The sequence below is a fragment of the Microbacterium sp. NPDC089320 genome, from assembly GCF_040684875.1.
Lineage (GTDB): Bacteria > Actinomycetota > Actinomycetes > Actinomycetales > Microbacteriaceae > Microbacterium.
The window spans coordinates 1-26,104 of sequence record NZ_JBFBGY010000006.1 but is presented as its reverse complement, the minus strand read 5'-3'; the positions used below and the strand labels follow the sequence as shown (position 1 = coordinate 26,104).

The 26,104-nt window shown below is 68.3% G+C and carries 26 protein-coding genes; 17 read left to right on the top strand and 9 right to left on the bottom strand.

What is annotated here, in order from left to right; genetic code table 11:
• Positions 1-42 precede the first annotated feature (42 nt).
• The gene (locus AB0N61_RS16395) at positions 43-339 is read left to right on the top strand and encodes a putative quinol monooxygenase (RefSeq protein WP_363365420.1); all 297 of its coding nucleotides are present in this window, start codon (positions 43-45) and stop codon (positions 337-339) included.
• A 78-nt stretch (positions 340-417) separates the two neighbouring features.
• Here the strand turns inward: AB0N61_RS16395 and AB0N61_RS16390 are convergent, their stop codons facing one another.
• The 4 genes from AB0N61_RS16390 to AB0N61_RS16375 all read right to left on the bottom strand — a co-directional run bounded on the left by AB0N61_RS16390 (position 418) and on the right by AB0N61_RS16375 (position 5,057).
• Positions 418-1,419 carry an ABC transporter substrate-binding protein gene (locus tag AB0N61_RS16390; RefSeq protein ID WP_167948373.1) on the bottom strand — a complete coding sequence of 334 codons (1,002 nt, stop codon included), beginning with the start codon at positions 1,417-1,419 and terminating at the stop codon, positions 418-420.
• A gap of 47 nt (positions 1,420-1,466) precedes the next feature.
• The gene (locus tag AB0N61_RS16385) at positions 1,467-2,498 is read right to left on the bottom strand and encodes an ABC transporter permease (RefSeq protein WP_363365419.1); all 1,032 of its coding nucleotides are present in this window, start codon (positions 2,496-2,498) and stop codon (positions 1,467-1,469) included.
• Entirely contained in the window at positions 2,498-4,000 is a 1,503-nt protein-coding gene (locus tag AB0N61_RS16380) for a sugar ABC transporter ATP-binding protein (protein WP_167948372.1), read from the bottom strand. Before AB0N61_RS16380 ends, AB0N61_RS16385 begins: the two co-directional genes overlap by 1 nt.
• Positions 4,001-4,187: 187 nt before the next feature.
• A complete protein-coding gene (locus AB0N61_RS16375; protein ID WP_363365418.1) occupies positions 4,188-5,057 on the bottom strand; it encodes a sugar phosphate isomerase/epimerase family protein in 870 nt (289 codons plus the stop codon).
• Between the two features lie 215 nt (positions 5,058-5,272).
• Here AB0N61_RS16375 and AB0N61_RS16370 point away from each other — a divergent pair, with 215 nt between their 5' ends.
• Positions 5,273-6,283 carry a LacI family DNA-binding transcriptional regulator gene (locus AB0N61_RS16370; RefSeq protein ID WP_363365417.1) on the top strand — a complete coding sequence of 337 codons (1,011 nt, stop codon included), beginning with the start codon at positions 5,273-5,275 and terminating at the stop codon, positions 6,281-6,283.
• Between the two features lie 16 nt (positions 6,284-6,299).
• Here AB0N61_RS16370 and AB0N61_RS16365 read toward each other — a convergent pair whose 3' ends face one another.
• Together AB0N61_RS16365 and AB0N61_RS16360 are read right to left on the bottom strand one after the other, a co-directional pair.
• On the bottom strand, positions 6,300-7,265 hold the full coding sequence (locus tag AB0N61_RS16365) for an aldo/keto reductase (RefSeq protein WP_363365416.1): 966 nt from the start codon (positions 7,263-7,265) through the stop codon (positions 6,300-6,302).
• The gene (locus AB0N61_RS16360; protein ID WP_363365415.1) at positions 7,252-8,547 is read right to left on the bottom strand and encodes an L-fuconate dehydratase; all 1,296 of its coding nucleotides are present in this window, start codon (positions 8,545-8,547) and stop codon (positions 7,252-7,254) included. Before AB0N61_RS16360 ends, AB0N61_RS16365 begins: the two co-directional genes overlap by 14 nt.
• Before the next feature lie 134 nt (positions 8,548-8,681).
• On the opposite strand from AB0N61_RS16360, the gene AB0N61_RS16355 reads away from it, so the two are divergent.
• The 3 genes from AB0N61_RS16355 to AB0N61_RS16345 all read left to right on the top strand — a co-directional run bounded on the left by AB0N61_RS16355 (position 8,682) and on the right by AB0N61_RS16345 (position 11,532).
• Positions 8,682-9,542, top strand: coding sequence for a fumarylacetoacetate hydrolase family protein (locus AB0N61_RS16355; RefSeq protein WP_363365414.1), 861 nt, complete (start codon positions 8,682-8,684; stop codon positions 9,540-9,542).
• Complete coding sequence (locus tag AB0N61_RS16350; protein WP_363365413.1) at positions 9,524-10,297, top strand: SDR family oxidoreductase; 774 nt, start codon at positions 9,524-9,526, stop codon at positions 10,295-10,297. Before AB0N61_RS16355 ends, AB0N61_RS16350 begins: the two co-directional genes overlap by 19 nt.
• Before the next feature lie 383 nt (positions 10,298-10,680).
• Positions 10,681-11,532: a hypothetical protein gene (locus AB0N61_RS16345; protein WP_363365412.1), complete on the top strand. Its 852-nt coding sequence runs from the start codon at positions 10,681-10,683 to the stop codon at positions 11,530-11,532.
• A 178-nt stretch (positions 11,533-11,710) separates the two neighbouring features.
• Here the strand turns inward: AB0N61_RS16345 and AB0N61_RS16340 are convergent, their stop codons facing one another.
• Positions 11,711-12,691, bottom strand: coding sequence for an amidohydrolase family protein (locus tag AB0N61_RS16340; RefSeq protein ID WP_363365411.1), 981 nt, complete (start codon positions 12,689-12,691; stop codon positions 11,711-11,713).
• A 46-nt stretch (positions 12,692-12,737) separates the two neighbouring features.
• Between AB0N61_RS16340 and AB0N61_RS16335 the strand changes: the two genes are divergently transcribed.
• The gene (locus tag AB0N61_RS16335; protein ID WP_363365410.1) at positions 12,738-13,415 is read left to right on the top strand and encodes a FadR/GntR family transcriptional regulator; all 678 of its coding nucleotides are present in this window, start codon (positions 12,738-12,740) and stop codon (positions 13,413-13,415) included.
• Between the two features lie 10 nt (positions 13,416-13,425).
• Here AB0N61_RS16335 and AB0N61_RS16330 read toward each other — a convergent pair whose 3' ends face one another.
• Positions 13,426-14,088, bottom strand: a complete 663-nt coding sequence (locus tag AB0N61_RS16330) for a transaldolase family protein (protein WP_363365409.1) — start codon at positions 14,086-14,088, stop codon at positions 13,426-13,428.
• Between the two features lie 107 nt (positions 14,089-14,195).
• On the opposite strand from AB0N61_RS16330, the gene AB0N61_RS16325 reads away from it, so the two are divergent.
• The 7 genes from AB0N61_RS16325 to AB0N61_RS16295 all read left to right on the top strand — a co-directional run bounded on the left by AB0N61_RS16325 (position 14,196) and on the right by AB0N61_RS16295 (position 20,541).
• Entirely contained in the window at positions 14,196-15,146 is a 951-nt protein-coding gene (locus tag AB0N61_RS16325; RefSeq protein WP_363365408.1) for a ribokinase, read from the top strand.
• Positions 15,147-15,163: 17 nt separating this feature from the next.
• On the top strand, positions 15,164-15,568 hold the full coding sequence (gene rbsD / locus AB0N61_RS16320) for a D-ribose pyranase (protein ID WP_363365407.1): 405 nt from the start codon (positions 15,164-15,166) through the stop codon (positions 15,566-15,568).
• A 1-nt stretch (position 15,569) separates the two neighbouring features.
• The gene (locus tag AB0N61_RS16315) at positions 15,570-16,373 is read left to right on the top strand and encodes a GntR family transcriptional regulator (protein ID WP_167948360.1); all 804 of its coding nucleotides are present in this window, start codon (positions 15,570-15,572) and stop codon (positions 16,371-16,373) included.
• Between the two features lie 69 nt (positions 16,374-16,442).
• Positions 16,443-17,357: a hypothetical protein gene (locus tag AB0N61_RS16310; protein WP_363365406.1), complete on the top strand. Its 915-nt coding sequence runs from the start codon at positions 16,443-16,445 to the stop codon at positions 17,355-17,357.
• 20 nt (positions 17,358-17,377) lie between these two features.
• Positions 17,378-18,436, top strand: a complete 1,059-nt coding sequence (locus tag AB0N61_RS16305; RefSeq protein ID WP_363365405.1) for a PLP-dependent cysteine synthase family protein — start codon at positions 17,378-17,380, stop codon at positions 18,434-18,436.
• A gap of 222 nt (positions 18,437-18,658) precedes the next feature.
• A complete protein-coding gene (locus tag AB0N61_RS16300) occupies positions 18,659-20,032 on the top strand; it encodes an MATE family efflux transporter (RefSeq protein WP_363365404.1) in 1,374 nt (457 codons plus the stop codon).
• Positions 20,029-20,541 (top strand): ACT domain-containing protein, encoded by a 513-nt coding sequence (locus AB0N61_RS16295; RefSeq protein WP_167948355.1) that lies wholly within the window; start codon positions 20,029-20,031, stop codon positions 20,539-20,541. The genes AB0N61_RS16300 and AB0N61_RS16295 overlap by 4 nt, the downstream gene beginning before the upstream one ends.
• 143 nt (positions 20,542-20,684) lie before the next feature.
• On the opposite strand, the gene AB0N61_RS16290 is transcribed toward AB0N61_RS16295, so the two are convergent.
• A complete protein-coding gene (locus tag AB0N61_RS16290) occupies positions 20,685-21,404 on the bottom strand; it encodes an FCD domain-containing protein (RefSeq protein ID WP_363365403.1) in 720 nt (239 codons plus the stop codon).
• Positions 21,405-21,569: 165 nt separating this feature from the next.
• On the opposite strand from AB0N61_RS16290, the gene AB0N61_RS16285 reads away from it, so the two are divergent.
• The 4 genes from AB0N61_RS16285 (at position 21,570) to AB0N61_RS16270 (ending at position 26,046) form a co-directional block, all read left to right on the top strand.
• Positions 21,570-22,805 (top strand): aminotransferase class V-fold PLP-dependent enzyme, encoded by a 1,236-nt coding sequence (locus AB0N61_RS16285; RefSeq protein WP_363365402.1) that lies wholly within the window; start codon positions 21,570-21,572, stop codon positions 22,803-22,805.
• A 71-nt stretch (positions 22,806-22,876) separates the two neighbouring features.
• Positions 22,877-24,190 carry a sugar ABC transporter substrate-binding protein gene (locus AB0N61_RS16280; protein ID WP_363365401.1) on the top strand — a complete coding sequence of 438 codons (1,314 nt, stop codon included), beginning with the start codon at positions 22,877-22,879 and terminating at the stop codon, positions 24,188-24,190.
• 3 nt (positions 24,191-24,193) lie between these two features.
• Entirely contained in the window at positions 24,194-25,144 is a 951-nt protein-coding gene (locus AB0N61_RS16275; protein ID WP_167948351.1) for a sugar ABC transporter permease, read from the top strand.
• Positions 25,141-26,046, top strand: coding sequence for a carbohydrate ABC transporter permease (locus tag AB0N61_RS16270; RefSeq protein WP_363365400.1), 906 nt, complete (start codon positions 25,141-25,143; stop codon positions 26,044-26,046). The genes AB0N61_RS16275 and AB0N61_RS16270 overlap by 4 nt, the downstream gene beginning before the upstream one ends.
• Positions 26,047-26,104 lie beyond the last annotated feature (58 nt).

Genomic DNA, 26,104 nt, shown 5'->3' with positions numbered 1-26,104 from the left:
GACCGCCCGCACCGTCCGTCCGTTCGAACCGAAGGAGCCCGCATGACCGAGCCGACCATCCTGCACGCCGTCTTCACCGCCCGCCCCGAGAAGGGCGACGAGGTCGCCGCGCTGCTGCGTGACTTCGCCGAGGTCGTCCGCGCCGAGGAGGGCAACATCGTCTTCGATGCGACACGCCTCGTCGACGATCCCGACCGGTTCTTCGTCTACGAGGTCTATCGCGACGAGGCGGCCTTCCAGGCGCACATCGCCGCGCCTGCCGGAGTGCCGTTCAACGAGGCCCTGCAGCAGCTCATCGTCGAGCCGTCGTCGATCCTCACGTTCCTGCGCCGCATCTGACCCCGCGCCCGCTCCACTCCGGCGCCACGCAGAAAGCCCCCCGCCCGAAGGCGGGGGGCTTCTGTCGATCTCAGCGGATCACTCGTAGAGGACCGCTGCGATGTCCTCATCCTCGAGGTTCGTGCTGTCGTACCAGTACGAACCGGTGTCGTAGAACTCCTCGACATCCTCGCCGTTGGCCGCGTCGTAGGCCGCCTGCACGACCTGCTCGCCGATGCCGATCGGGTCCTGCGTGATGGCGCCGGCCATCGTGCCGTCCTTGATCGCGTTGATCTGGGCCGCTCCCGAGTCGAAGCCGACGATCGTGATCTTGCCCTTCTCGAGACCCAGCTCGTTCACGGCGTTGACGACGCCGATGGCGGAACCCTCGTTGGTGCCGTAGATGCCCTTGAGGTCGGGGTGCGCCGCGATCAGCGTCTTGGCGATGTCGGCCGACTTCAGGTGGTCGCCGTCACCGTACTGGATGTCGACGATCTTGATGTCGGGGTAGTCCGCCTCGATCTTCTCGACGAAGCCGTCGCGACGCTCGACACCGGTCGAGTTGATCTGCGAGTGGCCGACGATCGCGACCTCGCCCGATCCGCCGATCAGGTCGGCCATGTGCTCGGCTGCCAGCGCGCCGGCGACCTTGCTGTCGGTGGCCGAGAGGCTCAGGCCCACGTCTCCGTCGCACGGAGCGTCGAAGTAGACCACGGGGATGTCCTTCGACTTCGCCTGCTCGAGCGGGGCGACGCACGCCTCGGGGTCGAGCGCTGCGTAGGCGATGGCATCCGGGTTCTTGTCGATCGCGGCGGTCAGCATCTCGAGCTGCTGGGCGATCTCGGTCTCGGCTGCGGGGCCCTCGAACGTGATGCGGACGCCGAGCTCTTCGGCCTTCTGCTCCGCGCCCTTCTTGACGGCCTGCCAGAACTGGTGCTGGAAGCCCTTCGAGACCATGGCGATGTACATCTCGCCGTCGCCGCTGCCTCCGTCGCTGCCGCTGCCCTCTTCGATGACGTCACCGCCGCCTGCACAGCCCGCGAAGACGAGGGCGGATGCGGCCACGAGTGCCGCGAATGCGGTCTTCTTGCCGAATTTCATGGAAACTCCATTGTTCTCTGTGTGGTGGTGGGGGGGATAGATCTTGATCAGGTGTGCTGGCGGTTGCGCAGCGAGTCGAGGAACACGGCCAGCAGCACGACGATGCCGACCACGATGTTCTGCCACTCGGTCTGGATCGACATGATGCGCAGGCCGTTGACGAGCACGCTCATGATCAGCGCGCCGATCACGGTGCCCAGGATCGACCCGCGTCCGCCGAGCAGCGAGGTGCCGCCGATGATGACGGCCGCGATGGCCTGCAGTTCGTAGCCGGTGCCGATCTGCGGCTGCGCCGAGTCGAGACGGGCGGCGATCACGATGCCCGCGATGCCGGTGAAGGCTCCCGCGAACATGTAGATGAAGATCGTCCAGCGGCGCGTGTTGACGCCCGAGAGACGCGTGGCCTCTTCGTTCGAGCCGATCGCGAAGGTGTACCGGCCCAGGAGCGTCTTCGACAGCACCAGCCAGGCGACGATCGCGAGGGCGGCGGTGATCAGCACGGCGTTCGGGATGCCGGGGATGATCACGCCGAGGGCGATCTTCTTGAAGTCGGGTGCCGAGGTCGAGAAGTAGATCGGCGCGACGTTCGAGATGACGAGGGCGAGTCCGCCGGCGATCATCATCATCGCGAGGGTCGCGATGAACGGGGGCAGCCGCAGGAACGTGATGTTGACGCCGTTCACGAGGCCCATCAGCACACCGGTCGCGATGCCGCCGATCACGCCGACCCAGACCGGCAGCCCGAGGTTGGTGACGATCACGCCGGTCATCACGGCGCACAGCGCCATGCCGGTGCCGATCGACAGGTCGATGCCGCCGGTGATGATGACGAACGTCGTGCCGAGGGCGAGGATGCCGATGACCGCGGTCGAGAGCAGCACGGTCGCGATGTTGCTGAAGGTGAAGAAGTTCGGGCTGGCGATCGAGAAGAAGATCACGAGCACGATCAGGGTGCCGAATGCGAGGGACTGCTGCACCTGACGCTTCAGGAAGCCGACCACGTCGCGCTTGTCGGTGTTCTCGTCGAGAGCCGTCTGGATGATCGTCGTCGTCGACGACCCGTTCTGCGGAGCGCTCATCAGTCTTCCTCTCCGTGGGCTGCGAGTTGCATGATCTTCTCCTGGCTGGCGTCTTCGTTGCGGAGCGTGCCGGTGATGCGACCGTTCGCGAAGACCGCGATGCGGTTCGCGACTCGGAGGATCTCCGGGAGCTCCGACGAGATGACGATGATGGACTTTCCCTGATCAGCGAGCTGCTGCATCAGGCGGTAGATCTCTTCCTTGGCGCCGACGTCGATTCCTCGCGTCGGCTCATCGAAGATGAGGATGTCGCAGTCGCGCATCAGCCACCGGGCGATGACGACCTTCTGCTGGTTGCCTCCGGAGAGCAGCTTGACGACCTGGTTGACCGAGGGCGTCTTGACGCGCAGCTGCTGGACGTAGTCCTTGGTGCGGTTCTTCGCCTTGCCGTCACCCATCCAGCCGATCGCGTTGGCGTACGACCCGAGGGATGCGAGCACGGTGTTGAAGGTGACGTCCTGCTCGAGCATCAGGCCCAGCAGCTTGCGGTCCTCCGAGAGGTAGCCGACGCCGTGCTTGACGGCATCCGCGGGCTGCGTGATGCGTGCGACACGACCGCCGATCGAGACGGTGCCGCCGTCGCGATGGTCGGCTCCGATGATGGCCCGCGCGGTCTCGGTGCGCCCCGCCCCCATGAGGCCGGCGAAGCCGAGGATCTCGCCCTTGTGCAGCTGGAATGACACGTCGCTGAGCAGGCTCTTGGTCGACAGCCCCTGCACGTCGAGCACGACCGGGTCGTTCAGGTGCTCGCGCGCCACGGGGCGGGTTCCCTCGTCGATCACTCGGCCGACCATCATCTCGATGATCTTCGGGATGCTCGCCTCGGATTTCTCCAGTGATCCGATGTATGTGCCGTCGCGGAGCACCGTGACGCGGTCCGCGAGGCGCCGCAGCTCGTCCATGCGATGCGAGATGTAGACGATGCCGGTGCCCGAGGCCCGCAGCTGCTCGATGAGCACGAAGAGCGTCTCGGTCTCGGAGTCGGTGAGCGCCGAGGTCGGCTCGTCCATGATGAGCACCTTGGCGTTGAACGAGAGCGCCTTGGCGATCTCGACCATCTGCTGCTCGGCCACGGTCAGCTCGCCGACCAGCTGCTTCGGGTTGACCCTGATGTCCAGGCGCTGCAGCAGCTCGGCCGTCTGCCGGTTGAGCTTGCGCTCCGAGAGGAAGGGGCCCGTAGTGGGCTCACGACCGACGTAGATGTTCTGCGCCACGGTGAGATCGGGCATCAGATTGAGCTCCTGATGGATGATCGTGATGCCGAGCTGCTGCGCCTGCAGCGGGCTGGTGAGTTCGACCTCCTGGCCCTCGAAGGTGATGGTGCCCTCGTCCTTGGTGTAGATCCCCGAGAGGATCTTCATCAGGGTCGACTTGCCGGCGCCGTTCTCGCCCACGAGCACCAGCACTTCGCCGGCTCGCACCTCGAGGTGCACATCCTTGAGAGCCTGCACGCCGGGGAATCCCTTGCTGATCCCCTCGACTCTGAGAATGGGGTCACTCATGTGCTCACCTGCTTCCTTGAAGGTCGTGATGCGATGTTCCGGTCGGGTCCGGAAACATCGGATCAATTCTGCGGCCTGCGCCCCACCCTGCGCAAGTTGTATCTAAATGTAACTAAGACTTCTTCTGAAGGGAAGACCTGTAATAACAAGTTGGCAACAGGTCTGCCGATCGGAGGGTCGAGCCGGCTCAGTGGAGCCTGATCGAGTCGACCGCGACGAGCTTGTCGCGGATGTAGGCGTTCGCGTGCGCACCGAGCTCGACGTTGTCGGTCCAGAGGTTGCGCCAGATGCCCAGCATCCGACTGAGGTCGGGAGCGACGACTGCCGACGAGAACGACTCGAACACGATCGGGCCGTCGTACGCGATGCGTCCCAGCGCCTTGAAGAAGGTGTCGAAGTCGACCGTGCCGGTGCCCAGATAGCCGCGGTGGCTCTCGCCGATGTGCACGTAGCGCAGGGCCGGGGCGGCATCGAGCACCGGCGCGAACATATCCGACTCCTCGATGTTCATGTGGTACGTGTCGAGGTGGATGCCGAGGTTCGGGCGGTCGACCTCCGCCAGGTACGCGAGCGCCTGCCGAGCGGTGTTCAGCACGTTCGTCTCGTAGCGGTTCACGACCTCCAGCGAGACCGAGATGCCTCGCTCGGCAGCATGGTCGGCGACGCGAGCGATCGTGCGGCGGCTGCTCTCCAGACCCTCGGCCGTCACCGGATCCATGTACTTCTGCATGGCGCTGTAGATCACGCCGCAGAAGTGCTGGCCGCCGAGGTCCGCGAGCACGTCGACGGCCCTGAGCAGCAGCGCCTCCCCCGCGGCCACGACGGCCGGGTCGGAGCTGGTGACGTCAGTCGCCCCCGAGAGCCCGAGCGAAGCGCTGACCGCGAGATCGTGCTCTTCCAGAGCGCTCTTCGCGGCAGCGACGTCGAACGAGAACGGATCCATGAGCGGGAACTCGATCAGGTCGAATCCCGCCGCCTTGGTCTTCTCGACAGAAAGACGGATGCCGTCGGCATCGAAGTGTCCGGTCCAGACGAGTCCGTGGCATCCGATGTTCATGAGACCTCTCGGAGACGGGTGTGCGGCACCTTCGCCTCGGCAGGATTGGCACGTTGCAACTCTGCGTTCAGGTCACGGTACGCGGGTCTGCGAGGCGGTGTCAAGAACTTTCTTGGCACGTTGCAACCGCTGGGCTACTGTGGACGGATCGGTGCCGCTCGATCGCGCGGCCGGCTTCGCGCATGCGCGCACCGACACCGCCGACAAGGAGCTCCATGCCCGCCAGCGTCAAAGATGTCGCCGCCCTCGCCGGGGTGTCCTCCTCGACCGTCTCGAACTACCTCAACCATCCGCACGTGCTCGGCGAGACGAGTGCGGCGAAGGTCAGGGACGCGATCGCGCAGCTCGGCTACGTGCCCAACGAGTCCGCGCGGCAGCTGCGCGCGGGTTCGAGCAAGGCACTCGCCCTGATCCTGCTCGACGCCTGGCTGCCGTATTTCCACGAGCTCTCTCGCGGGGTCGAGGACGTCGCGCGAGAAGGCGGCTGGTCGCTGTTCTTCAGCAACAGCAATCGCGACGCCGACGTCGAACGCGGCAACATCGACATGTTCGAGGCGCACCGCGTGCAGGGCATCGTGATCTACCCCCTCGAAGACGTGGTGCCTCGGCTCGAACAGCTGGCTGACCGCGGCATCCGCTCGGTCGTCGTCGGCCCCATCCCCCCGTCGACCACCGTCGCCTCGGTGCTGTTCGACGATCGCGGCGGCGGGCGGCTCGCGGGCGAGCACCTGCTGTCGCTCGGGCGCCGCCGCATCGCCTTCGTCGGCACGCCGAGCGTCAGCCAGTCGAACGACCGGCTGCAGGGGCTGCGCGATGCCGTCACGGCTGCCGACGCGGCGACCGAAGCGATCGACGTGATCGACGTGCCGCACCTGACGACCGAGGACGGTCTCGACGTCGGCGCCCGGATCGCCGAGATGCCCGCCGCCGAGCGCCCCGACGCGATCTTCGCCGCGAACGACATGGTGGCGATCGGCGTGCTCACGCAGCTGCTGCGTCACGGCATCCGAGTACCCGAGGACATCGCGCTGGTCGGCTTCGACGACGTCGCGCAGGCGCACCAGACCGTCGTACCGCTGACCAGCGTGCGACAGCCCGGCTACGAGATCGGCCGGGCTGCGGGTTCGGCGCTCATCCGCCAGCTCACCGACCCGGCGGCCGACCTGCCCGCGCCGACGCCGTTCGCCGCCGAGCTGATCGTCCGCGAGTCGACCGTCGGTCGCTGAGCTCTCCGCGTCGGACTCAGGCTGGGATCAGGCCCTCCGCCGCCAGTTCGTCCCACAGCGCACCGGGAATCTCGAGCGACGCGTACTCGGCGTTCTGCGCGAGCTGCGCCGGCCGGCTGCCGCCCACGACCACTGAGCGCACGACGTCCGACTGCAGGGGGAACTGGATCGCGGCGGCGGGCAGCGGCACGTCGTGCTCGGCGCACACCCGGGCGATGCGCAGCAGTCTCTCCCACAGCTCGTCGGGAAGCTGCCCGTATTCGTACCGTCCGTCGCGCCGCGGCTCGCTCGAGGCGAGAAGGCCCGAGTTGAAGACCGATGCCGCGACGATGCCCGTGCCGGTCTCCCGGCACGCTGGCAGCACCTCGACGGCGGCGGGCTGTTCGAGCAGCGTGTAGCGACCGGCGACCATGACCAGGTCGAGGTCGGCCGATCGCACGGATGCGGCGAGCGCGTCCGTCACCATCGACCCGATGCCGACGGCGGTCACCTGGCCGTCGGCGCGCAGCTGCTCGAGTGCCGGTAGCGCCTCGGCGAGGGCGAGGTCGAGATCATGCCGCTCGGGGTCGTGCAGGTAGAGGAGATCGATACGCTCGATCCCGAGACGCTCGCGCGACTCGTCGAGGCTCGTGCGGATGCCGTCGGCCGAGAAGTCCCACACGCGCCGGAGGTCGTCGGGCACGTGGAAGTCGTTCGCGGTGTCGAGACCGCCCTCGTGGTCGGGGTTGGGCCGCAGCAGACGCCCCACCTTCGTCGACAGCACGTAGTCGTCACGCGGTTTCGTCTGCAGGAACGCTCCGAGACGACGCTCCGAGAGCCCGAGCCCATAGTGCGGAGCCGTGTCGAAGTAGCGGATGCCGCTGTCCCACGCCGCCTCGAGCACGGCCCATGACTCGTCGTCACTGAGCTCTCGGAAGAGATTGCCGACGTTCGCGGCCCCGTACCCGAGTCGGGGGACACTCAGTCGATCAGACCCCGACATGCTGCCCCGTCCACGTGTAGGCGGCGATGCTCTCGGCCTTCATTTCCATGCCCGAGCCGGGCGCCGTGGGCGCCGTGTACGAGCCGCCCTGAATGTCGGTGGGGATCACGAAGTGCTCGTGCAGGTGGTCGACGAACTCGATCATGCGCCCTTCTCGAGTGCCGGTCACGGCGACGAAGTCGAACATCGACAGGTGCTGCACGGCCTCGCACAGCCCCACCCCGCCGGCATGCGGGCACACCGGAACACCGAACTTCGCGGCGAGCAGCAGGTTGGCGATGTTCTCGTTGACGCCCGCGACGCGCACGGCGTCGATCTGCATGACCGAGATCGCCTCGGCCTGCAGCAGCTGCTTGAAGATCACGCGGTTCTGCGCGTGCTCGCCGGTGGCAACCCTGATGGGCGCCACTCCCCTGGCGATCTCGGCGTGGCCGAGCACATCGTCGGGGCTCGTGGGCTCTTCGATCCACGCGGGGTGGAACTCGGCCAGCGCGTTGACCCACTCGATCGCCTCCGAGACCTCCCAGCGCTGGTTCGCGTCGATCGCGATGGGGAAGTCGGGGCCGCACACCTCGCGGGCCTTGCGGAACCGGCGGATGTCGTCGTCGAGGTCGGCGCCGACCTTCAGCTTGATCTGCGTGAAGCCGTCGGCCATGGCCTCGCGCGCCAGGCGCTCGAGCTTCTCGTCGGAGTATCCGAGCCAGCCCGGGCTGGTCGTGTATCCGGGGTAGCCGGTGGCGAGCAGCTCACGTTCGCGGTCGAGCCGCCCGGGCTCTGCGGCACGCAGGATCTCGAGGGCCTCCTCGGGGGTGAGCGCGTTCGTCAGGTAGCGGAAGTCGACGAGGCCGACGAGCTCCTCCGGAGTCATGCGCGCCAGCAGCTGCCACAGCGGGAGACCTGCGCGTTTGGCCTTGATGTCCCACAGCGCGTTGATGACCGCGCCGATCGCCATGTGCATGACGCCCTTCTCGGGACCGAGCCAGCGCAGCTGCGAGTCGCCGATGATGTCGCGGAACGTCGCGCCCATGTCGTCGAGCAGCGGCTCGATCTCTCTGCCGACGAGGTGTCCGGCGAGTGCGTCGATCGCGGCCACCTGCACATCGTTGCCGCGCCCGATCGTGAAGACGAAGGCGTGACCGTCGATGCCGTCTTCGGCATCCGTGCGCACGATCACGTATGCCGCCGAGTAGTCGGGGTCGGGGTTCATGGCATCCGACCCGTCCAGACTCAGCGATGTCGGGAAGCGGATGTCGGTCGTGTCGAGGGCGACGATGCGGCTCACGGGTTCCTCTCGTGCACGGGAAGGATATCCGTGCAGATCTCTTGGAGTGTAAACATCGGATGTCTATACTGTCAACGAGACGGGCCGCGCTGAGGCGTCTCGTCACCACGGACACCTCACTGAGCAGGAGAGACATGAAGTTCGCACGGCTAGGCACCCTCGGTGCCGAGATCCCCGTCCTCGTCGAGGGCGACCGGTACCTCGATCTGCGCTCCGTGACATCCGATGTGAACGGTGACTTCCTCGCCGGCGACTTTCGCGCCCGCGTCGCATCCGCCCGAGCCGCGGACGAGCTCCCGGCGCTCGACGGCGCCGAGACGCTGCGCATCGGAGCGCCCATCGCCCGGCCCAGCGCCGTCATCTGCATCGGTCAGAACTATGCGGCCCACGCGCGCGAGTCAGGCTCCGAGCCGCCGACCGTGCCGATCATGTTCCTGAAGACCCCGAACACGGTGGTCGGCCCGAACGATGCGGTCACGATCCCGCGGGGCAGCGAGAAGACCGACTGGGAGGTCGAGCTCGGCATCGTGATCGGGGCACGCGCGGCCTACCTCGACTCAACCGACGAGGCCGAGGCGCACATCGCCGGCTACGTCGTGGCGAACGACGTCTCGGAGCGCGCGTTCCAGATGGAGGTCTCGGGCGGGCAGTGGTCGAAGGGCAAGATCGCCCCGGGCTTCAACCCGACCGGCCCCTGGCTCGTCACACCCGACGAGGTCGACGTCGACAACCTGCGGCTGCGCAGCTGGGTCAACGGCGAGCCGCGCCAGGACTCGAACACCGACGACATGATCTTCGACGTGCGCGTCATCGTGCACCACCTGTCGCAGTACGTCACGCTCGAGCCCGGCGACCTGATCCTCACGGGCACCCCGCAGGGCGTGGCCTTCGGCGGCAAGTTCCCGTATCTGAAGGCCGGCGACGTGGTCGAGATCGAGATCGAGGGACTCGGGCATCAGCGCCAGGAGTTCGTGGCATGGGAGGCACAGAAGTGAGCGCAGCACTCGACGGACTCGTCGCCATCGTCACCGGCGGGGCATCGGGCATCGGCGCGGCGATCGCCGCCCGCCTGCACGCCGACGGCGCGCAGATCGCCGTGCTCGACCGCGACACCTCCGGGACGGATGCCGCCCACGCGGCGTTCACGGCCGACGTCTCGGACCGCGCCTCCGTGGATGCCGCCGTGGCCGCCGTCGCCGAGAAGTTCGGCCGCATCGACATCGTCGTGAACAACGCCGGGGTCGGTGCACAGGGAGACATCAGCGCGAACGACGACGACGAATGGGCGCGCGTGCTCTCGATCAACGTCACGGGCATCGCGCGCGTCACCTCGGCGGCGCTGCCCTGGCTCAAGAAGTCGCCGAGCGCGGCCGTCTGCAACACGGCATCCATCGCTTCGACCACCGGCCTGCCCCAGCGCGCGCTCTACAGCGCGTCGAAGGGTGCCGTCTCGGCCCTGACCCGCGCCATGGCCGCCGACCACCTGCGCGAAGGCATCCGCGTCAACGCCGTCAACCCGGGCACCGCCGACACCCCGTGGGTCGGACGCCTGCTCGACTCGGCCGACGATCCGGCCGCCGAGCGCGCCGCCCTGGAGGCACGCCAGCCGCACGGCCGTCTGGTCTCCCCCGACGAGGTCGCCGCAGCGGTCGCCTACCTGGTGAGCCCTGCCGCCGGCTCGACCACGGGCACGTTCATCGAGGTCGACGGAGGCATGGCTCAGCTGCGTCTTCGCCCCGTCGGCAGCTGAGGCTCCCTCAGCCCCGCAGCGTGCTGCTCCAGCCCGCTGCCCCGCGCTCCGGTCGCACTTCGTGCCGCCCGGCCATGCTCCCGTCGCACTTTGTGCCGCCCGGAACGTGAACTACCGGCACGAAGTGCGACCGGAACAGCGTCGAGGCAGCGGCGAGCGGCACCAACTGCGACCGGGATGCCGGCCCTCAACCGGGACTGCGGTGTCCGAACCCTGTGGATAGTCGCGAATGCCCGGCGATCCACTGGCACCGTGTCGGGATGGGACGACCACGGGCACTGCCGGAACACCTCGGACCTCGATTCAGCGTGCAGGATGCCGGGTCCGCCGGCGTGAGTCGTGGACGCTTGCGCCGGGCAGATCTGGAGATCCCTTTTCGCGGCGTGCGCATCTGTGAGGAGAAGCCGGAGCTCGACGACCTCGATCCGTTCGAGCGACAGGCCGCCCAGCGTCGCCTGCGCGCTCAGCACTACGTTCCCCGACTGCGAGGCGATCAGTTCTTCAGCCACGAGTCGGCCGTCGCGCTGCTCGGCGGTCCGCTGCCTCTCGTGCGGCACGAGGGCCGTCCGGTGAATGGGATGACCTTGCCTGTCCACGTCTCCACGGCCGGGTCAGGACCGCTCGTCAGAGCGAAGGGCATCGCGCATCACAGGGCTCAGACCTCAGCGGCGACCTTCGAAGGAATCGGCGGCGCGCGCATCGCCCGGCCTGAGATTGCGTGGGCTCAGCTCGGATCGTGGGACCTCCTGGATCTGGTGGCTCTCGGCGACTACTTCTGCCGGGCTTGGCGCACAGGCTACGGCCGCCCGGACGCCGGGCGGCGCCCGATGGCCACCGTAGACACGTTGCGGGCGACGATCGCGTCGGGCCGGCGCGTCGGCATCCAGCGCCTGCGGCAGGCCGTCGATCTCGTGCGGGAGGATTCCTGGTCGCCGCGAGAATCGAAGGTCCGATGTCATCTTGTACTCGCAGGCATGCCGGAGCCGGAGCTCAATCATGACGTCTACGACGCCGGCGGGCGCTTCCTCGCGTGCGTCGACCTCGCCTACCCCGAGCGGAAGGTCGCGATCGAGTATCAGAGCATGCTCCATCACTCGCGCTACGCGGCGGATGTCGAACGGATCGCCGCGCTCCGAGACGCGGGGTGGACGGTGATCGAGGTGTCCGCCGAGCTCCTCGCCCGACCGGTCGATCTCGTCGACCGCGTGCGACGGGCGCTCGCCGCATCCCGGTGACACGCCCCGTGCCCAGCCCTGCCTTGCTGGCCCTCAGGTCGCAGTTCGTGCCGCCCGATGCGGCATCTGGCGACACGAAGCGCGACCGGAACGCAGGCACACGACACGAAGTGCGACCGGAACGCAGGCTGGCGACACGAAGTGCGACCGGAACGAAAGGCGCGGGGCGACGGAATGCCTACGAGCGCCCGCCCCGCAGCCACCCCAGGATGCCGCGGCGGGGGCGTTCGTCGCTGGCATCCGCGTGTGCCGGGCGCTGACCGATGCGGTAGAACTCCTCGGCGTTGCGCCACATGATCGCGTCGACGTCGTGCCCGCGGCGCTCGGCCCAGGCGATGACCGCATCCGCCCATCGGATGCGCGCCGTCGGCTGATACATCGGCGAGCCGTCCTCGTTGGCGTGCGGGTCGCCCTCCTCGGCGGGCCCGATGACCGACACCGGCCAGTCGCTGCCCCACATGAGCCGCTCGCCTCCGAACGCGTCGGCCGCCGCGTCGAGGAACGGATGCAGCTGCTCCGCCGACCAGTCGCCGCCGGCTTCGCCCGGCAGGCCCGACAGCTTGCACCACACGTTCGGATGCCGGGCCAGGTCGTCCAGGTCGCGCACCCACTCCATCGTCGGCGCCGCGGGAGCATCCGCCGTGCCGACCTCGGGCTTGCCGAGGTGATCGAGCACCATCCGCAGCTCCGGCACCGCCCCAGCGAGGCGGGCCACCTCGGGCAGCTGTGCGGCGCGCACGCACGCATCGAACGACCACCCTCGCGCCGCGACCTCGCGCGCTCCGGTCACGAAGTCGGCCGACACAGCGAGACCGTCGGGTTCGCCCTGCAGGTTGTGCCGCACCCCGACCACGAGCGGCTCGGCGTCGAGACCCTCCAGGTGGGCCGTGGTGTCGGTGCCGCGATCCAGTCGCGCACCGGCGACGATGCCGACCACGCCCACGCGCGGGGCGAGCGAGGCGACCCACTGCACCTCGCCCAGGAAGTCGTCTTCGATCGTCTCGGCCTGCACGAACACGGCGCGCTCGGTCGTCGCACGGGCGATGCGGGCGTGCTCGATCTCGGTCGCGCCGAACAACCACGCGAGCGGACCCTCGAGCCAGGTGTAGTGCAGAAGCTCGGGATCCCAGAGGTGCAGGTGCGAATCGAGTACGCGCATGCCCCCATCCTGCCTCAGACATCCGATGAATGGTTAGGATGACGCCATGGCAGTGACTGACGACGCGATCGAGAAGATCAAGGCGATGATCGTGTCGGGCGAACTCGCTCCCGGCGACCGGCTTCCTCCCGAGAAGGAGCTGTCCGAGCGACTCGGCCTGTCACGCAATTCGATGCGCGAGGCCGTCAAGGCGCTCGAGGTGATCCGGGTGCTCGATGTGCGGCGCGGCGACGGAACCTATGTCACCAGCCTCGAACCCCATCTGCTGCTCGAGGCGATCTCGTTCGTGGTCGACATGCACGACGATGACTCGATGCTCGAGATCTTCGCGGTGCGACGGATGCTGGAGTCGCAGGCGACCGGCCTCGCCGCCACGCTCGGCACCGACGACGCGATCACAGGGCTCGAGCGAGAAGTCGCATCGATCGATTCGACGGTCAGCATCGAGGAGCTCGTCGAGCACGACATCCGCTTCCACCGCGAGATCGTCGGCATGGCCGGCAACGCCTACCTCGCCAGCCTCATCGAGCACCTGAGCAGCCAGACCGTCCGCGCGCGGGTGTGGCGGGGCCTGACCGAGGGGGGAGCCGTCGAACGCACGCTGTCGGAGCATCGCGCGATCGCGGATGCCATCGCCCGGCGCGATTCCGGTCTCGCGACATCGCTCGCCACGGCGCACATCGCCGGCGTCGAGCGGTGGCTGCGTCAGGCGGCATCCGCCTGACGGCCGGGCGTCAGGCCCCGAGTCGCACCATCGCGGCGTCGAACTCGGCGGCCGAGCTGTCGCTGACCTCGTGGAACAGCACCTGCTCGATCACGTCGGGCGCCGCCGTGAAGTACGGCACCCCCGCGAGGCGCAGGCCGGTGATGTCGTCGGGCGAGCGCAGGCTGGCCGCCAGCACGTTCGATCCGCTCCCGGCGCACACCTCCTGCATCCGGGCGATCATGGCGTCGCCGTCGATGCCGGCATCCCGCATGCGCCCCAGGTACGGAGCGATGTAGTGCGCACCGATCGAGGCGCACGCCAGCGCCTGTGCGACCGAGTACACGGCGGTGACCAGCACGGTCGCGCCGCCACGGACCAGAGCGGATGCTGCGGCGAAGCCGTCGCGGGTCGCCGGCACCTTCACGGCGACGCGGTCCCCGAGTGCACGGATGCCCTCGGCGTTGCGCAGGAAAGAGGCCGCGTCGCCGCCCCACGTCTGGAAGAAGATCTCTCGGGCGCCCTCCTCTGACCAGCGCGCGTAGAGATCGGGGATCTCGGCGGCCCTGCGACCCCCGCGCTCGAGGATCGTGGGGTTCGTCGTCACGCCGTGCACGACACCCGCAGCGAGGAGCGAGGAGACGCGATCGACGTCTGCGCTGTCGACGTAGAGACGGGGGGCCAGCGAGGTCATCGGGTCTCCTTGTGCACAACCTGTCGTTACAGGTTCGGATTCGGCTAATGTAATGACAGCCGCGGAGGATGTCAAAGCACCCCGCATCGACGACGATCAGGAGTGCCATGACAGCCGCCACCTCGCCCGATCGCACCGGCGTCGTCATCGTCGGCAGCGTGACCGCAGACGTGACGACCTTCTCGACCCGGCTTCCGGCCCGCGGCGAGACCATCCTCGGCGACGAGTTCACGCTGATGCTCGGCGGAAAGGGCGCGAACCAGGCCGTCGCGGCCGGACGCTCGGGCGCCCGGACGAGCTTCGTCGGATGCGTCGGCGACGATCTCTTCCATGACCTCGTCGTCGACGGACTCAGCGAGGCCGGAGTCGACCTCTCGCACCTGCGCACGGTGCCCGGACCGACCGGCATCGCGCACATCCGCGTCGACGCATCGGCGCAGAACGACATCGTCATGGTGCCGCTCGCCAACGCCGCCCTCAGCACCGAGCAGATCGACGCCGCGCTCGAAGCGCTCGCACCGAGCACCTCGGTGCTGCTGACCCAGCTCGAGACCCCCTCCGCCCTCACCGCGCACATCACGGCCCGAGCGCGAGAACGCGGCATGACCGTCATCCTCGACCCCGCCCCCGCAGCTCCGCTCGACGACGCGGTGTGGGCGAGTATCGACATCGTCACCCCGAACGAGACCGAGGCCTCCGTGCTCAGCGGCCTCGAGGTGACCGATGCCGACTCGGCGGCGCTCGCCGGACGCTGGTTCCTCGACCGCGGAGTCGGGGCTGCTGTGATCACGCTCGCGGGCCAGGGTTCGTGCGTCGTGACGGCAGCCGGAGCATCCGTCATCCCGCCCTTCCCCGTCGAGGCCGTCGACACCACCGCGGCCGGCGACGCGTACGCCGGGTACCTCGGCGCCGCCCTCGCCAACGGCTGGGAGCTGACGGATGCCGTGCGTCTCGCGACCGCCGCCGGGGCCCTCGCCGTCACGAAGCAGGGCGCATCGCCCAGTCTTCCGCAGCGCGCCGAGGTCGACGCCTTCCTGGCCGCCCGAGAAGCCCACTGACCTCCCGAGGAGACACCATGCGCAAGACAGCGACGACCATCAACCCGGCACTCTCGCGCGTGATCAGCGAGACCGGCCATACCGATCTGATCGTGGTGACCGACGCGGGCCTGCCCATCCCACCCGGATCCGAGCGCATCGACCTCGCCTACCGCCCCGGCGCCCCGGCCTTCTTCGACGTGCTCGACACCGTGCTCGCCGAGCTTGTCGTCGAAGGGGCGACCGTGTCGGCGGAGGTCGCCGAGAAGAGCCCGGAGGTGCTCGCCGCGCTGCGTGAGCGTTTCGCCGACCAGGACTTCGAGATCGAGCTGATCCCCCACGTCGCCTTCAAGGAGCTCACCCACTCGGCGCGCGCGTTCGTGCGCTCGGGAGAGTTCACCCCCTACGCGAACGTGATCCTGCACGCGGGCGTGGCGTACTGATATGAACGACGCGATCGACCGCCACTCCGCCGCGCCCATGTACGACCAGCTGCGTCAGCTGATCGTCGACGGCATCTCGAGAGACGGCCTGCAGCCCGGCGACCCGCTGCCCGGTGAGCACCGCCTGTGCGAGCGCTACGGCATCTCGCGAACCGTCGTGCGTCAGGCTCTCGCACAGCTCGAGCACGAGGGGCTCGTCGAGCGCGTCAAGGGCAAGGGCACGTTCGTCTCGCGTCCGCGCACGAGCGAGAGCCTGGTGCACACCCTGATCGGACTCTACGACGACGTCGAGCGCCGCGGCGGCCACGTGCACAGCGACGTGCTGCGCCACGAGCAGACACTCGCCGACGACGAGATCGCGGCGGCGCTCGAGGTCGAGCCCGGCGCGCCGGTCGTGGTGCTCGACCGCCTCCGTCATGTCGACGGCGAACCCTGGTCGCTCTCGACGACCTGGATGCCGGATGCCGTCGGCGGCGTCACACTCGGCGTCGATCTGTCGGAGAGGTCGCTGTACCGCCTGCTCGCCGATCACGACATCGTAGCCACCAGCGGCGTGCGCTCGGCCGAGGCGACCGTCGCGACGCACGAGCAGGCGCAGCACCTCGGGGTGAGCGCCGGCTCCGCCCTGCTGCGGCTGCGCAGCGTGAGCCGGTCCGCCGACGGCACGCCGATCGAGTACTTCGTGGCCCATCACCGCGGTGACCGCTCGCGCTTCGAGTTCCAGCTGCAGCAGGAGCAGTCGCAGGCGTCGCTGCTGCACGTCGACGGCGACGGCAGCACGTCACGCGCCGGCACCGTGAGCTGACGTCGGCGGCCTCGGCTAGCCTTCTCGCAGGGGGTGCGGAGTGCGCTCCGTCTCGGGGGAGGTCGTCTGATGACGAACGAGCAGGATGCCGGATCGCCACCGGAGCACGTCGTACCACCGGAGGCGGTGCGCCCGCCCGAGCCGGCCGATGCTCCGATGGGCGGTATCGCCCCGAACGACTCGCCCGGTTGGGCCACGACGCCGCTCGCGCCGCCCCTGGGCGCGCCCGGGGCTCCTCAGGCTCCCTGGCCCGGCGCGACTCCGCCGCCGCCACCCGGGTACCCGCAGCCCGGCTACAACCCGACCGCATACCCGCAGCCCGGGTACACCCAGCCCGCATACCCGTCGTCGGGTGGTCAGCCGCCGCTCTACGACCAGGGCGCATACCCGCTGTCGAGCGTGGCACCGCCGCCCGCGCGGTCGGGTTCGCGCAGCACCGCTGTGCTGCTCAGCGTCATCGGCGCTGTCGTCGCGCTCGGCATCGTCGCGATCGCCGTCTTCATCGGCCTGCTGGCCGGGGGATCCCAGGCATCACCGTCGCCCGTCGCACCCCCGAGCGGCATCGCGGAAGACCCGTATGACCAGCCTTCCGAGGCCCCGTCCGATCCTCCGTCCGAGGACCCCTCAGACGGCAGCGGTGATCCCGACGCCGCGGCAGGCGCCGAGATCGCCGACGCGCTCCAGGCGAAGATCGACGAATACAAGCGCCTGCGCGACAGCGGCGCGCTCTGGCAGAGCATCCCCGACACCGAGTTCAATCGCACGGCCGTCTCGGCCTTCCTCTACTTCCTCACCGACATGAAGGTCGCGACCATCTGGGGCGTCGACGAGGCGCAGGCGCAGGAGTACGACGAGCGCATGGCGATGCTCGAGGAGCGTCTTCTGGCGCAGCAGCCTCTCGGCGACGACATCAACATCACGCTGGAAGAGAAGATCTTCACCTACGACGGCGAGACGGGCGAGGGCGGCTACACCGCCAGATAGCGGGGCGTTACGCTCGAATCATGAGCGACTGGACCAGCACCGCGATCGCCCTGCTGGAAGCCGACGCCAACCGCAGTGCCGACACCCACCTGCACCTCTTCCCCCTGCCGCCCGAGTGGGGCATCGACCTCTATCTGAAAGACGAGTCGGTGCATCCGACCGGGTCGCTCAAGCACCGCCTGGCGCGCTCGCTGATCCTGTACGGACTCGTCAACGGCCGCATCACCGAGGACTCGACTCTCGTGGAGTCCTCGAGCGGATCGACCGCCGTCTCCGAGGCGTACTTCGCGCGGATGCTGGGGCTGCCGTTCGTCACCGTCGTGCCGCGCTCGACGAGCCAGGAGAAGATCGACCTCATCGAGTTCTACGGCGGACGCTGTCATTTCGTCGACCGCGCCGAGGACATGTCCCCCGAGGCGCAGCGCCTGGCGTCGGAGTGCCACGGTCACTACCTCGATCAGTTCACCTTCGCCGAGCGGGCCACTGACTGGCGAGGCAACAACAACATCGCCGAGAGCGTGTTCAGCCAGCTGTCGCAGGAGCGGCATCCGATCCCCCGGTGGATCGTCGTCGGCGCGGGCACCGGCGGCACGAGCGCCACCTTCGGCCGCTATGTGAGGTACCGCCGCCACGAGACGCAGATCGCGGTCGTCGACCCCGAGGGTTCGGCGTTCTATGACGGGTGGGCGGGCACCGTCGATCCGCCCGCGGGGCGCCCCAGCCGCATCGAGGGCATCGGCCGTCCGCGCGTCGAGGCCTCGTTCGTGGCCACCGTGATCGACGAGATGATCCGCGTTCCCGACGCCGGGTCGATCGCCGCGATCCGCATGCTGCGCGAGCGCACCCTGCACTGGGCAGGCGGCTCGACCGGCACGAATCTGTACGGCGCCTTCCAGCTGATCGCGCGCATGCGCGCGGCGGGAGAGACGGGCAGCATCGTCACGCTCATCTGCGACAGCGGCATCCGATACGCCGGCACCTACTTCAACGACGAGTGGGTCGCTGGGCAGGGCTGGGATCTCGCCCCGCATCGTGACCGCCTCGATCACTTCCTCGAGACCGGCGACTGGGTCGGCTGAGCCGCGCCACCTTCTGCCCGCAGACCGGGGCACCGGAGCGCTCCGCTTCATATCGGAATACAGGTTTCGAGCAGTTAGCTTCGGTAGTGCCGAGCGAATCTTCGCGGCGGCCCGCTGCCGATCCGTGCAGACGCGCGATCAACGACATGAACCCGGGGGCGCCCGTGCCGTTTTTCGACTCTGCCGCGACGGCATCGACCGAGACCGAGACCCCGGTGAGCGATGAGTGACGCTCGAGTCCGCCGCCCGGCGAGAACGCTGCTCGAGGGTGCGCCATGGAGAGCGATCCTGCGATTCATCGTCCCCATCTGGATCGGCAACGTCATCCAGCAGTCGTATTACACGATCGATTCGCTGATCCTCGGCCGGTTCGTCGGCGAAGACGGACTCGCCGCGGTCGGTTCGTCCTTCGGTCTCGTGTCGCTGCTGTTCGGCACGGTCTTCGCCTTCACGGCCGGGGTCGCCATCCGGCTGGCTCAGGCTCACGGCGCAGGAGACCACAACGCAGTGGCACGCAGCTTCTGGACCGGCACTCTCATCGCGACGACGGTCGGCGGGGTGGCGGGTGCCCTGCTCGCCCTGACAGCGCCTGTCGCGATGACTCTCATCGGCGTTCCGCACGAGATCCGCTCGGACGCCACCACGTTCTACCTCGTGTTCTGCCTCGGTCTGCCCTTGACCGCGTTCGCCAACTTCTGCACGCACTCGATCCGAGGTCTCGGCGACAGCATCCGCCCCACGATCATCATGCTCGTCAGCGGAGTGGTGAATGCCGCCGTCGCACTGTGGCTCGTCGCTGCGGCGCAGATGGGCGTGCTCGGAGCCGCACTCGCCACGCAGAGCGCCGGTCTCTGCACCGCTGCACTGAGCCTCGTCGTTCTGCTCCGAGCTCACCGGAATCTGCATACGCGCTCGTGGCCTGCGCTGGCCGGAGGAGGTCCCCAGGCACGACAGGGCGCAGCCATGGCTTTCCAGTCCGCGGGCATCGGAGTCGGCAACGTGCTGCTCCAAGCGGCAGCGAATTCCCTCGGGGCCGCCAGCATCGCAGGCGTGTCGATCGGGATGCGCGTGGAGGGCTTCGCACTGGCCCCACTCGCGGCATTCGGCATCTGCATGGTGGTGTACTGCGCGCAGAATGCGGGAGCGGCGAATCTGCAACGCGTGCGCCACGGCGTCAGGCAGGCGAGTGCCCTCTGCGTGCTGCTCGCGATCGCTGAGAGCGCGCTCGTCATCGCGTGGGCCGGTGAGATCGCCACAGCCTTCCTGGGCGACACGGATGCGACGGTCGTCGATGCGGCGACGACCTACATCCGGGTGTCTGCACTGTTCTACCCGGTGGTGGCGCTCGTCTTCCTGCTGCGCGCGTCTCTGCAGGGCGTCTCGATCACTCGCCCGGCGGTGCTGTCCGGGCTCGGCGAGCTCGTGGCGAAGTCTGCGTGCGCGGCCATCACGGTCGCCGGAGGCGGGGTGTTCGCCATCGCGATCAGCAGCCCGGCATCGTGGGTCGTGGCGGTGATCCCCCTGCTGCTCGCGTGGTTCGCGTGGCGGCGGCATTCGCTGCGCACCGACCGACCCCCGGCTACGCTGGCCGCATGACTACTCTCATCCTCACTGTCGCGGGTGCCGATCGTCCGGGTCTCGTCGCGGCGGTCGCCGATGTCGTCGATTCACACGGCGGCAACTGGGAGAACAGCTCGCTCGCCGAACTCGCCGGCACGTTCGCGGGCGTGATCGAGGTCTCGGTCGCTCCTGAGCATTCGGACGGGCTTCAAGCCGCGCTCCGCGAGCTCCAGGGCCAGGGTCTGCTGACGCTGGCGGTGCTCACCGGCGCGCCCGCTGCGGATGCCGAGGCGCAGGTGCTCGAGATCAGCGTGCTCGGCAACGACCGATCCGGCATCGTCCGTGAGGTGTCGAACGTGCTGAACGCGCACGAACTCAGCATCGAAGAGCTCGCGACCGAGACGAGGGACGCCGCGATGGCCGGCGGCCGCCTGTTCGAGGCATCCGTGATCGCCCGGGTCCCCGCATCCGTCGACCTCGACGCGCTGCGCCGCGACCTCGAGCGCATCGCCACCGAGATCCAGGTCGACATCACCCTCGCCTGACGCGTCGGAGCGCCCTCAGCTCCGGTCGCACTTCGTGCCGCCACCCTCCGTTCCGGTCGCACTTCGTGACGCCGAGAACCAGGCGAAGCGGCACCAACTGCGACGGGAACGTCCGCGGGCGCACAACGCCGCAGGCGCGAACCTCACGGAGACGTCGACGGGACAGACGACCCCTCGGCTCGCATGTCCGTATCCGTGTACCGGCGCACCCAGTACTCGGTCTGAGCCACATGAGCGGACGCCGCAGCCGATGCAGCCACGGGATCGGCCGCCGCGAGTCCGCGAAGGATCGCCCGGTGCCCGGCATCCGAGTGCAGCTTGAGTTCGGCGGCGTCGCCGGCATCCGGGATCCGATACGCCCGGGAGCGCGAGCGCAGCACGTCGATCAGGCTCGTGAGGGCGTCGTTGCCGGCCACCTCCGAGATCGTCATGTGGAACGCGTGGTCGAGGCGGGAATGCAGCTCGAAGTCGTCGCTGGCTTCGATCTCGTCGAGCACCCCGCTGAGCTCCTCGATCGTCGCGGCATCGATCCGGGCGGCGGCGAGCGCAGCCGCGTGCGGTTCGAGCACTCGACGCAGCTCGGTCAGTTCCAGCACTCCGGCCATGGGCAGCAGTCCGACCGTGAGCGAGAGACTGCCGATCAGGTCGGCGGCGCGGAGCTCGCTCACATAGCTGCCCGAGCCATGGCGGGTCTCGAGCACACCGAGTGCGGCCAGCATCCGGATGCCCTCGCGCAGCGATCCTCGTGAGACGCCCAGCGTCTCGCACAGTTCGCCCTCGCTGGGCAGCCGGTCGCCGGGCTTCAGCTCGCCGTCGGCGATCAGCGTCCGCAGCCCGTGCAGAGCCGTGTCCAAAGCGCTCATCGTCATCCTCCTGACACCGCCCCGCCCTGTCGAGAAGTCTGTCGGACACAGACCCTTCGTCAAATTCGTATGACAACTATGTTTCATCCTCGTCTTTTCGTAGCCATTTCCCAAGCCGTGTGGCAAAGTTGTGCAACAACTCCCCCACTGCACCGACGAGGACCGATGCCCGCACCACTCTTTCCCGCACCGCTCACGCTGAACTCCGGCATTCGAGCCCGTGATGCGTGGCCGCTCGATCCCGACGTCATCCATCTGAACCACGGCTCGTTCGGCGCGGTGCCTACGGCCGTCGTCGCGCAGCAGGACGCCCTGCGGCGCCGCGCCGACCTCAGCCCGGTCGAGTGGTTCCCCCGCATCGCCGAGCGGGTGCGCGACGCCCGCGAGCACACCGCCCCGTTCGTGGGTGCCCACGCCGAAGACAGCGTCTTCGTCCCCAACGCCTCAGCGGCCGCGACGGTCGTCTACAACTCGCTGCAGCTCGACGGCGGCGATGAGATCCTCGTCACCGACCAGGGCTACGGCGCGATCACGATGGGCGCACAGCGCCTGGCCCGCCGCTTCGGAGCATCCGTCCGCGCTGTCGAGCTGCCGCTGCTCGCCTCCGACGACGAGGTCGTGCAGCGCTTCGCCGACGCGCTGTCCCCCGCGACGCGCCTGATCGTGGTCGACCAGATCACCTCGCCCACCGCGCGGATGCTGCCGACCCGCCGCATCGCCGAGCTCGCCGCCGAGCGCGGCATCCGCACCCTGGTCGACGGCGCGCACGCTCCGGGACTCGTCGCCGATGCCGCCGCGGTCGCCGGCGGCGACTGGTGGTTCGGCAACCTGCACAAGTGGCCCTGCGCCCCCCGCGGTTCGGCGCTGCTCGTCACGACCGCTCCCGACCGCGACGAGCTCTGGCCGCTGATCGACTCGTGGGCCGCGAACGAGACCTACCCCGAGCGCTTCGACACCCAGGGCACGATCGACGCGACGACCTATCTCGCCACCCCGGCATCGATCGAGTTCATCGAGGCCGAGTTCGGCTGGCACAACGCCCGCCAGGCGATGGCGCAGATGGCGGATGCCGGTGCCGAGATCATCGCCGAGGGCTTCCGCCCGTTCGCCGACGTCGACCCTCTGACTCCCCTGCCGTCCCCCGTGCCGTCGATGCGCCTCGTGCGCCTGCCGCTCGGACTCGGATCGACCCGTGAAGAGGCCGACGCGCTGCGCATGGACCTGCTCGACGAGACCGGTGTCGAGACCGCGTTCACGAGCTTCCGCGGCATCGGGTACTTCCGCCTCTCGGCGCACCTCTACACCGAGGCGTCCGACTTCGAGGCCTTCGTCGAGCGCTGCATCCCGCAGATCCTCCGCCGGGCCGGCATCCGCACCGCCGACTCGATCATCGTCTCCTGACCCGACTCACCACACCACCCACCACCCGAACCACCACCCGACCCACCACATCACCAACTGAGAGGCACCTCGTGAAGAAGAACCGAATCTTGACGACCGCCGCGGGAATCGGCACCGTCGCCGCACTCGCGCTCACCGGCTGTTCCGCAGGCGGCGGCGATTCCGCCGACGGCACCGTCACCCTGCAGATGGTCGAGAGCCTGACCAACCCTGCGCGCACCGATCTGATCCGCGGCCTGCTCGACGAGTTCGAGAAGCAGAACCCCGACATCAAGGTCACGCTCGTCTCGCCCCCGACCGAGCAGGCCGACGCGAAGATCCAGCAGATGCTGCAGTCGGGCAAGGGCGTCGACGTGCTCGAGGTCCGCGACATCACCGTCGGCCCGTTCGCGAACAACGGCTGGCTGCACGACATCTCGGCCGACCTCGAGGACTGGGACGGCTGGGACGCCCTGACCGACAACGCGCAGTCGGCCTCCGTGGCCGCCGACGGCAAGAGCTACTTCGTGCCCTACGGCTTCTATGGCCTGTCGCTGTTCTACCGCACCGACCTCGTCGAGGAAGCCGGCTTCGACGGACCGCCGCACAGCTGGAAGGACCTGCTCGAGCAGGCCAGCGCGATCCAGGACCCGTCGAACAACATCTACGGCTACGCCTTCCGCGGTGGCGCCAACGCCAACAGCAACGTCGTCGCGGCGATCGAGGCCTACACGATCGACGGCCTCGACGTCGACGACGCATTCCTGATGGAAGACGGATCGACGATCTTCGCCGCTCCCGAGGCGCAGGAGGCCGTCGACGACTACTTCGACCTCTTCAAGGAGGCATCCCCGCCTTCCGCCGTGTCGTGGGGCTACCCCGAGATGGTCGCCGGCTTCACCAACGGCACCACGGCGTTCCTGCTGCAGGACCCCGAGGTCATCGCGACCGTGCAGGACTCCTCGCTGACCGAGGATCAGTGGGACACCGCCCCGCTGCTCGTCGGCCCCTCGGGCAAGGCGGCTCAGCCGCTCGCCGTCGCCGGCTGGGGTGTCGCGGAGAACAGCGAGCACCAGGATGCCGCGGTCAAGCTCGTCGAGTTCCTCTCGTCGGCCGAGCCCGCCACCGAATTCGCCCAGGCCAACAGCCTCGTGCCGATCATCTCGGAGGCCGCGGACGACGAGTTCTACTCGACCGGCCCGTGGACGAGCTACGTCACCATGACCGAAGACCCCGAGACCTACGTCAACGTGCGTCAGCCGCGTGGGGTCAGCTGGTGGACCGAGTGGATCCAGAAGTCCGACCAGGACGTGCAGAACGTACTCCTGGGCAACATGAGCACCGCCGAGCTGCTCGAGTCGTGGGACACCTTCTGGACCGAGAAGTACGCCGCGGAAAAGGGCTGATCCTTGTCCCGGACCACTCTCGAAGGGGGCTCCGTCGGCACCGCCGGCGGGGCCTCCCCGGCATCCCGCCGGCGCCGCCCCTTCCGTGGCCGCCACGCGCTGACGCTGCTGGCCTTCATGGCCCCGGCGATCGTGTTCGTGTGCTGGTTCACCTACTGGCCGATGCTGCAGGGCGCGCGCATGGCCTTCCATGACTGGAACCTGTGGGACCTCACGTCGACCCCCTGGGTGGGCTTCGACAACTTCGTCACGGTCTTCCAGGACCCGGCCTTCCCGATCGTCGCCTGGAACTCCGTCCTGTGGGTCGTCGGCTCGCTCGTCCCCCAGCTCGTGATCGGATTCCTGATCGCGCTCGCGCTGCGCAAGCGGTTCCGCTTCCGCGGGGTCTACCAGGCGCTGGTGTTCTTCCCCTGGGCCGTGTCGGGCTTCCTGATCGGCATGCTTTTCCGCTGGATGTTCAACGCCGAGTTCGGCGTAGTGAACGACCTGCTCATGAAGGCGGGCCTGATCGACGCCCCGCTGCCCTGGCTGGCGGACCCGAAGCTCGCGATGTTCGCGGTCATCGTGGCCAACATCTGGTACGGAGTGACGTTCTTCGCGATCATGATCCTCGCGGCGCTGCAGTCGGTGCCCGATGAGATGCTCGAGGCGGCGAGCCTCGACGGCGCCGGCAAGGTGCGTCAGCTGTTCTCGATCATCATCCCGTACATCTCGATGACCCTGCTGCTGACGATCCTGCTGCGGGTCATCTGGATCTTCAACTTCCCCGACATCATCTACGCGATGACCAACGGCGGGCCGGCGAACCAGACCCACATCATCACGACGTGGATGATCAACTACACACAGCAGGGCAACTACGGCATCGCGAGCGCCATCGGACTCATCGTCGTCGCGTTCCTGTTCGTGTTCTGCGCGTTCTACCTGATGGCGATGCGGAGGGTCCAGCGATGACCATCACCGGAACCACGGTCACCGAGACCCGGCGGCTCACCGTCCCCGACATCGCGAAGGCACCGCGACCGGCGCGCAAGATCTCGGTCGGCGGCGTCATCCGCGTCGTCGGTCTCGCCCTCTGGCTCGTCATCACGCTGTTCCCGCTGTACTGGATCGCACTGACGTCCTTCAAGTCGCCCGGCACGATCAACTCGTTCCCGATCGAGTACTGGCCCAGCGAGCCGTCTTTCGTCAACTACGTCAGCCTGTTCCAGCAGAGCTCGTTCGGAGTCTTCCTCGCGAACTCGGCGATCGTGGCGACGGTCGCCGGTGCGGTGGCGACGCTGATCGCCCTGCTCAGCGCCTATGTGATCGCCCGCTTCGAGTTCCGCGGCAAGGGGACGGTGCTGGTCGCGTTCCTGCTCACGCAGATGATCCCCGCCTTCATCGCGCTCGGTCCGCTGTACTCGATGATGACCGACCTCGGGCTCGTCGACACCAAGCCGGGCCTGATCCTCGTCTACATCGCGATCTGCATCCCGTTCTCGACCGTGATGCTGCGAGGCTTCTTCGAGAACGTCCCCGATGCGCTCGAAGAGGCCGCGATGATCGACGGATGCTCGCGCTTCGGCGCCCTGTTCCGGGTGCTGGTCCCGGTAATGACCCCGGGCATCATCGCGGCGTTCATCTTCAACTTCGTCAACTGCTGGAACGAGCTGTTCCTGTCGGTGGTGCTGATGAACACCGACGAGAACCGCACCGTGCCCTCGGCGCTGAACGGCTTCATCTCGACGTTCAACATCGACTGGGGCTCGATGAGCGCCGCAGCCGTGCTGACCATCCTGCCGACCATGGTGATGTTCGCACTCGCGAGCCGCTGGATCGTGCAGGGCCTCACCGCGGGCGCCGTCAAGGAATAGCCGTTCGAATCGCGCACTTTGCAGATTCTGGGCCGCGATTTCTGCAAAGTAAGCGATT

Coding starts and splice junctions, on each gene's coding strand:
- AB0N61_RS16395 (WP_363365420.1), top strand. CDS start 43: ATGACCGAGCCGACCATCCTGCACGCCGTCTTCACCGCCCGCCCCGAG.
- AB0N61_RS16390 (WP_167948373.1), bottom strand. CDS start 1,419: ATGAAATTCGGCAAGAAGACCGCATTCGCGGCACTCGTGGCCGCATCC.
- AB0N61_RS16385 (WP_363365419.1), bottom strand. CDS start 2,498: ATGAGCGCTCCGCAGAACGGGTCGTCGACGACGACGATCATCCAGACG.
- AB0N61_RS16380 (WP_167948372.1), bottom strand. CDS start 4,000: ATGAGTGACCCCATTCTCAGAGTCGAGGGGATCAGCAAGGGATTCCCC.
- AB0N61_RS16375 (WP_363365418.1), bottom strand. CDS start 5,057: ATGAACATCGGATGCCACGGACTCGTCTGGACCGGACACTTCGATGCC.
- AB0N61_RS16370 (WP_363365417.1), top strand. CDS start 5,273: ATGCCCGCCAGCGTCAAAGATGTCGCCGCCCTCGCCGGGGTGTCCTCC.
- AB0N61_RS16365 (WP_363365416.1), bottom strand. CDS start 7,265: ATGTCGGGGTCTGATCGACTGAGTGTCCCCCGACTCGGGTACGGGGCC.
- AB0N61_RS16355 (WP_363365414.1), top strand. CDS start 8,682: ATGAAGTTCGCACGGCTAGGCACCCTCGGTGCCGAGATCCCCGTCCTC.
- AB0N61_RS16350 (WP_363365413.1), top strand. CDS start 9,524: ATGGGAGGCACAGAAGTGAGCGCAGCACTCGACGGACTCGTCGCCATC.
- AB0N61_RS16340 (WP_363365411.1), bottom strand. CDS start 12,691: ATGCGCGTACTCGATTCGCACCTGCACCTCTGGGATCCCGAGCTTCTG.
- AB0N61_RS16335 (WP_363365410.1), top strand. CDS start 12,738: ATGGCAGTGACTGACGACGCGATCGAGAAGATCAAGGCGATGATCGTG.
- AB0N61_RS16330 (WP_363365409.1), bottom strand. CDS start 14,088: ATGACCTCGCTGGCCCCCCGTCTCTACGTCGACAGCGCAGACGTCGAT.
- AB0N61_RS16325 (WP_363365408.1), top strand. CDS start 14,196: ATGACAGCCGCCACCTCGCCCGATCGCACCGGCGTCGTCATCGTCGGC.
- rbsD (WP_363365407.1), top strand. CDS start 15,164: ATGCGCAAGACAGCGACGACCATCAACCCGGCACTCTCGCGCGTGATC.
- AB0N61_RS16315 (WP_167948360.1), top strand. CDS start 15,570: ATGAACGACGCGATCGACCGCCACTCCGCCGCGCCCATGTACGACCAG.
- AB0N61_RS16310 (WP_363365406.1), top strand. CDS start 16,443: ATGACGAACGAGCAGGATGCCGGATCGCCACCGGAGCACGTCGTACCA.
- AB0N61_RS16305 (WP_363365405.1), top strand. CDS start 17,378: ATGAGCGACTGGACCAGCACCGCGATCGCCCTGCTGGAAGCCGACGCC.
- AB0N61_RS16300 (WP_363365404.1), top strand. CDS start 18,659: ATGAGTGACGCTCGAGTCCGCCGCCCGGCGAGAACGCTGCTCGAGGGT.
- AB0N61_RS16295 (WP_167948355.1), top strand. CDS start 20,029: ATGACTACTCTCATCCTCACTGTCGCGGGTGCCGATCGTCCGGGTCTC.
- AB0N61_RS16290 (WP_363365403.1), bottom strand. CDS start 21,404: ATGAGCGCTTTGGACACGGCTCTGCACGGGCTGCGGACGCTGATCGCC.
- AB0N61_RS16285 (WP_363365402.1), top strand. CDS start 21,570: ATGCCCGCACCACTCTTTCCCGCACCGCTCACGCTGAACTCCGGCATT.
- AB0N61_RS16270 (WP_363365400.1), top strand. CDS start 25,141: ATGACCATCACCGGAACCACGGTCACCGAGACCCGGCGGCTCACCGTC.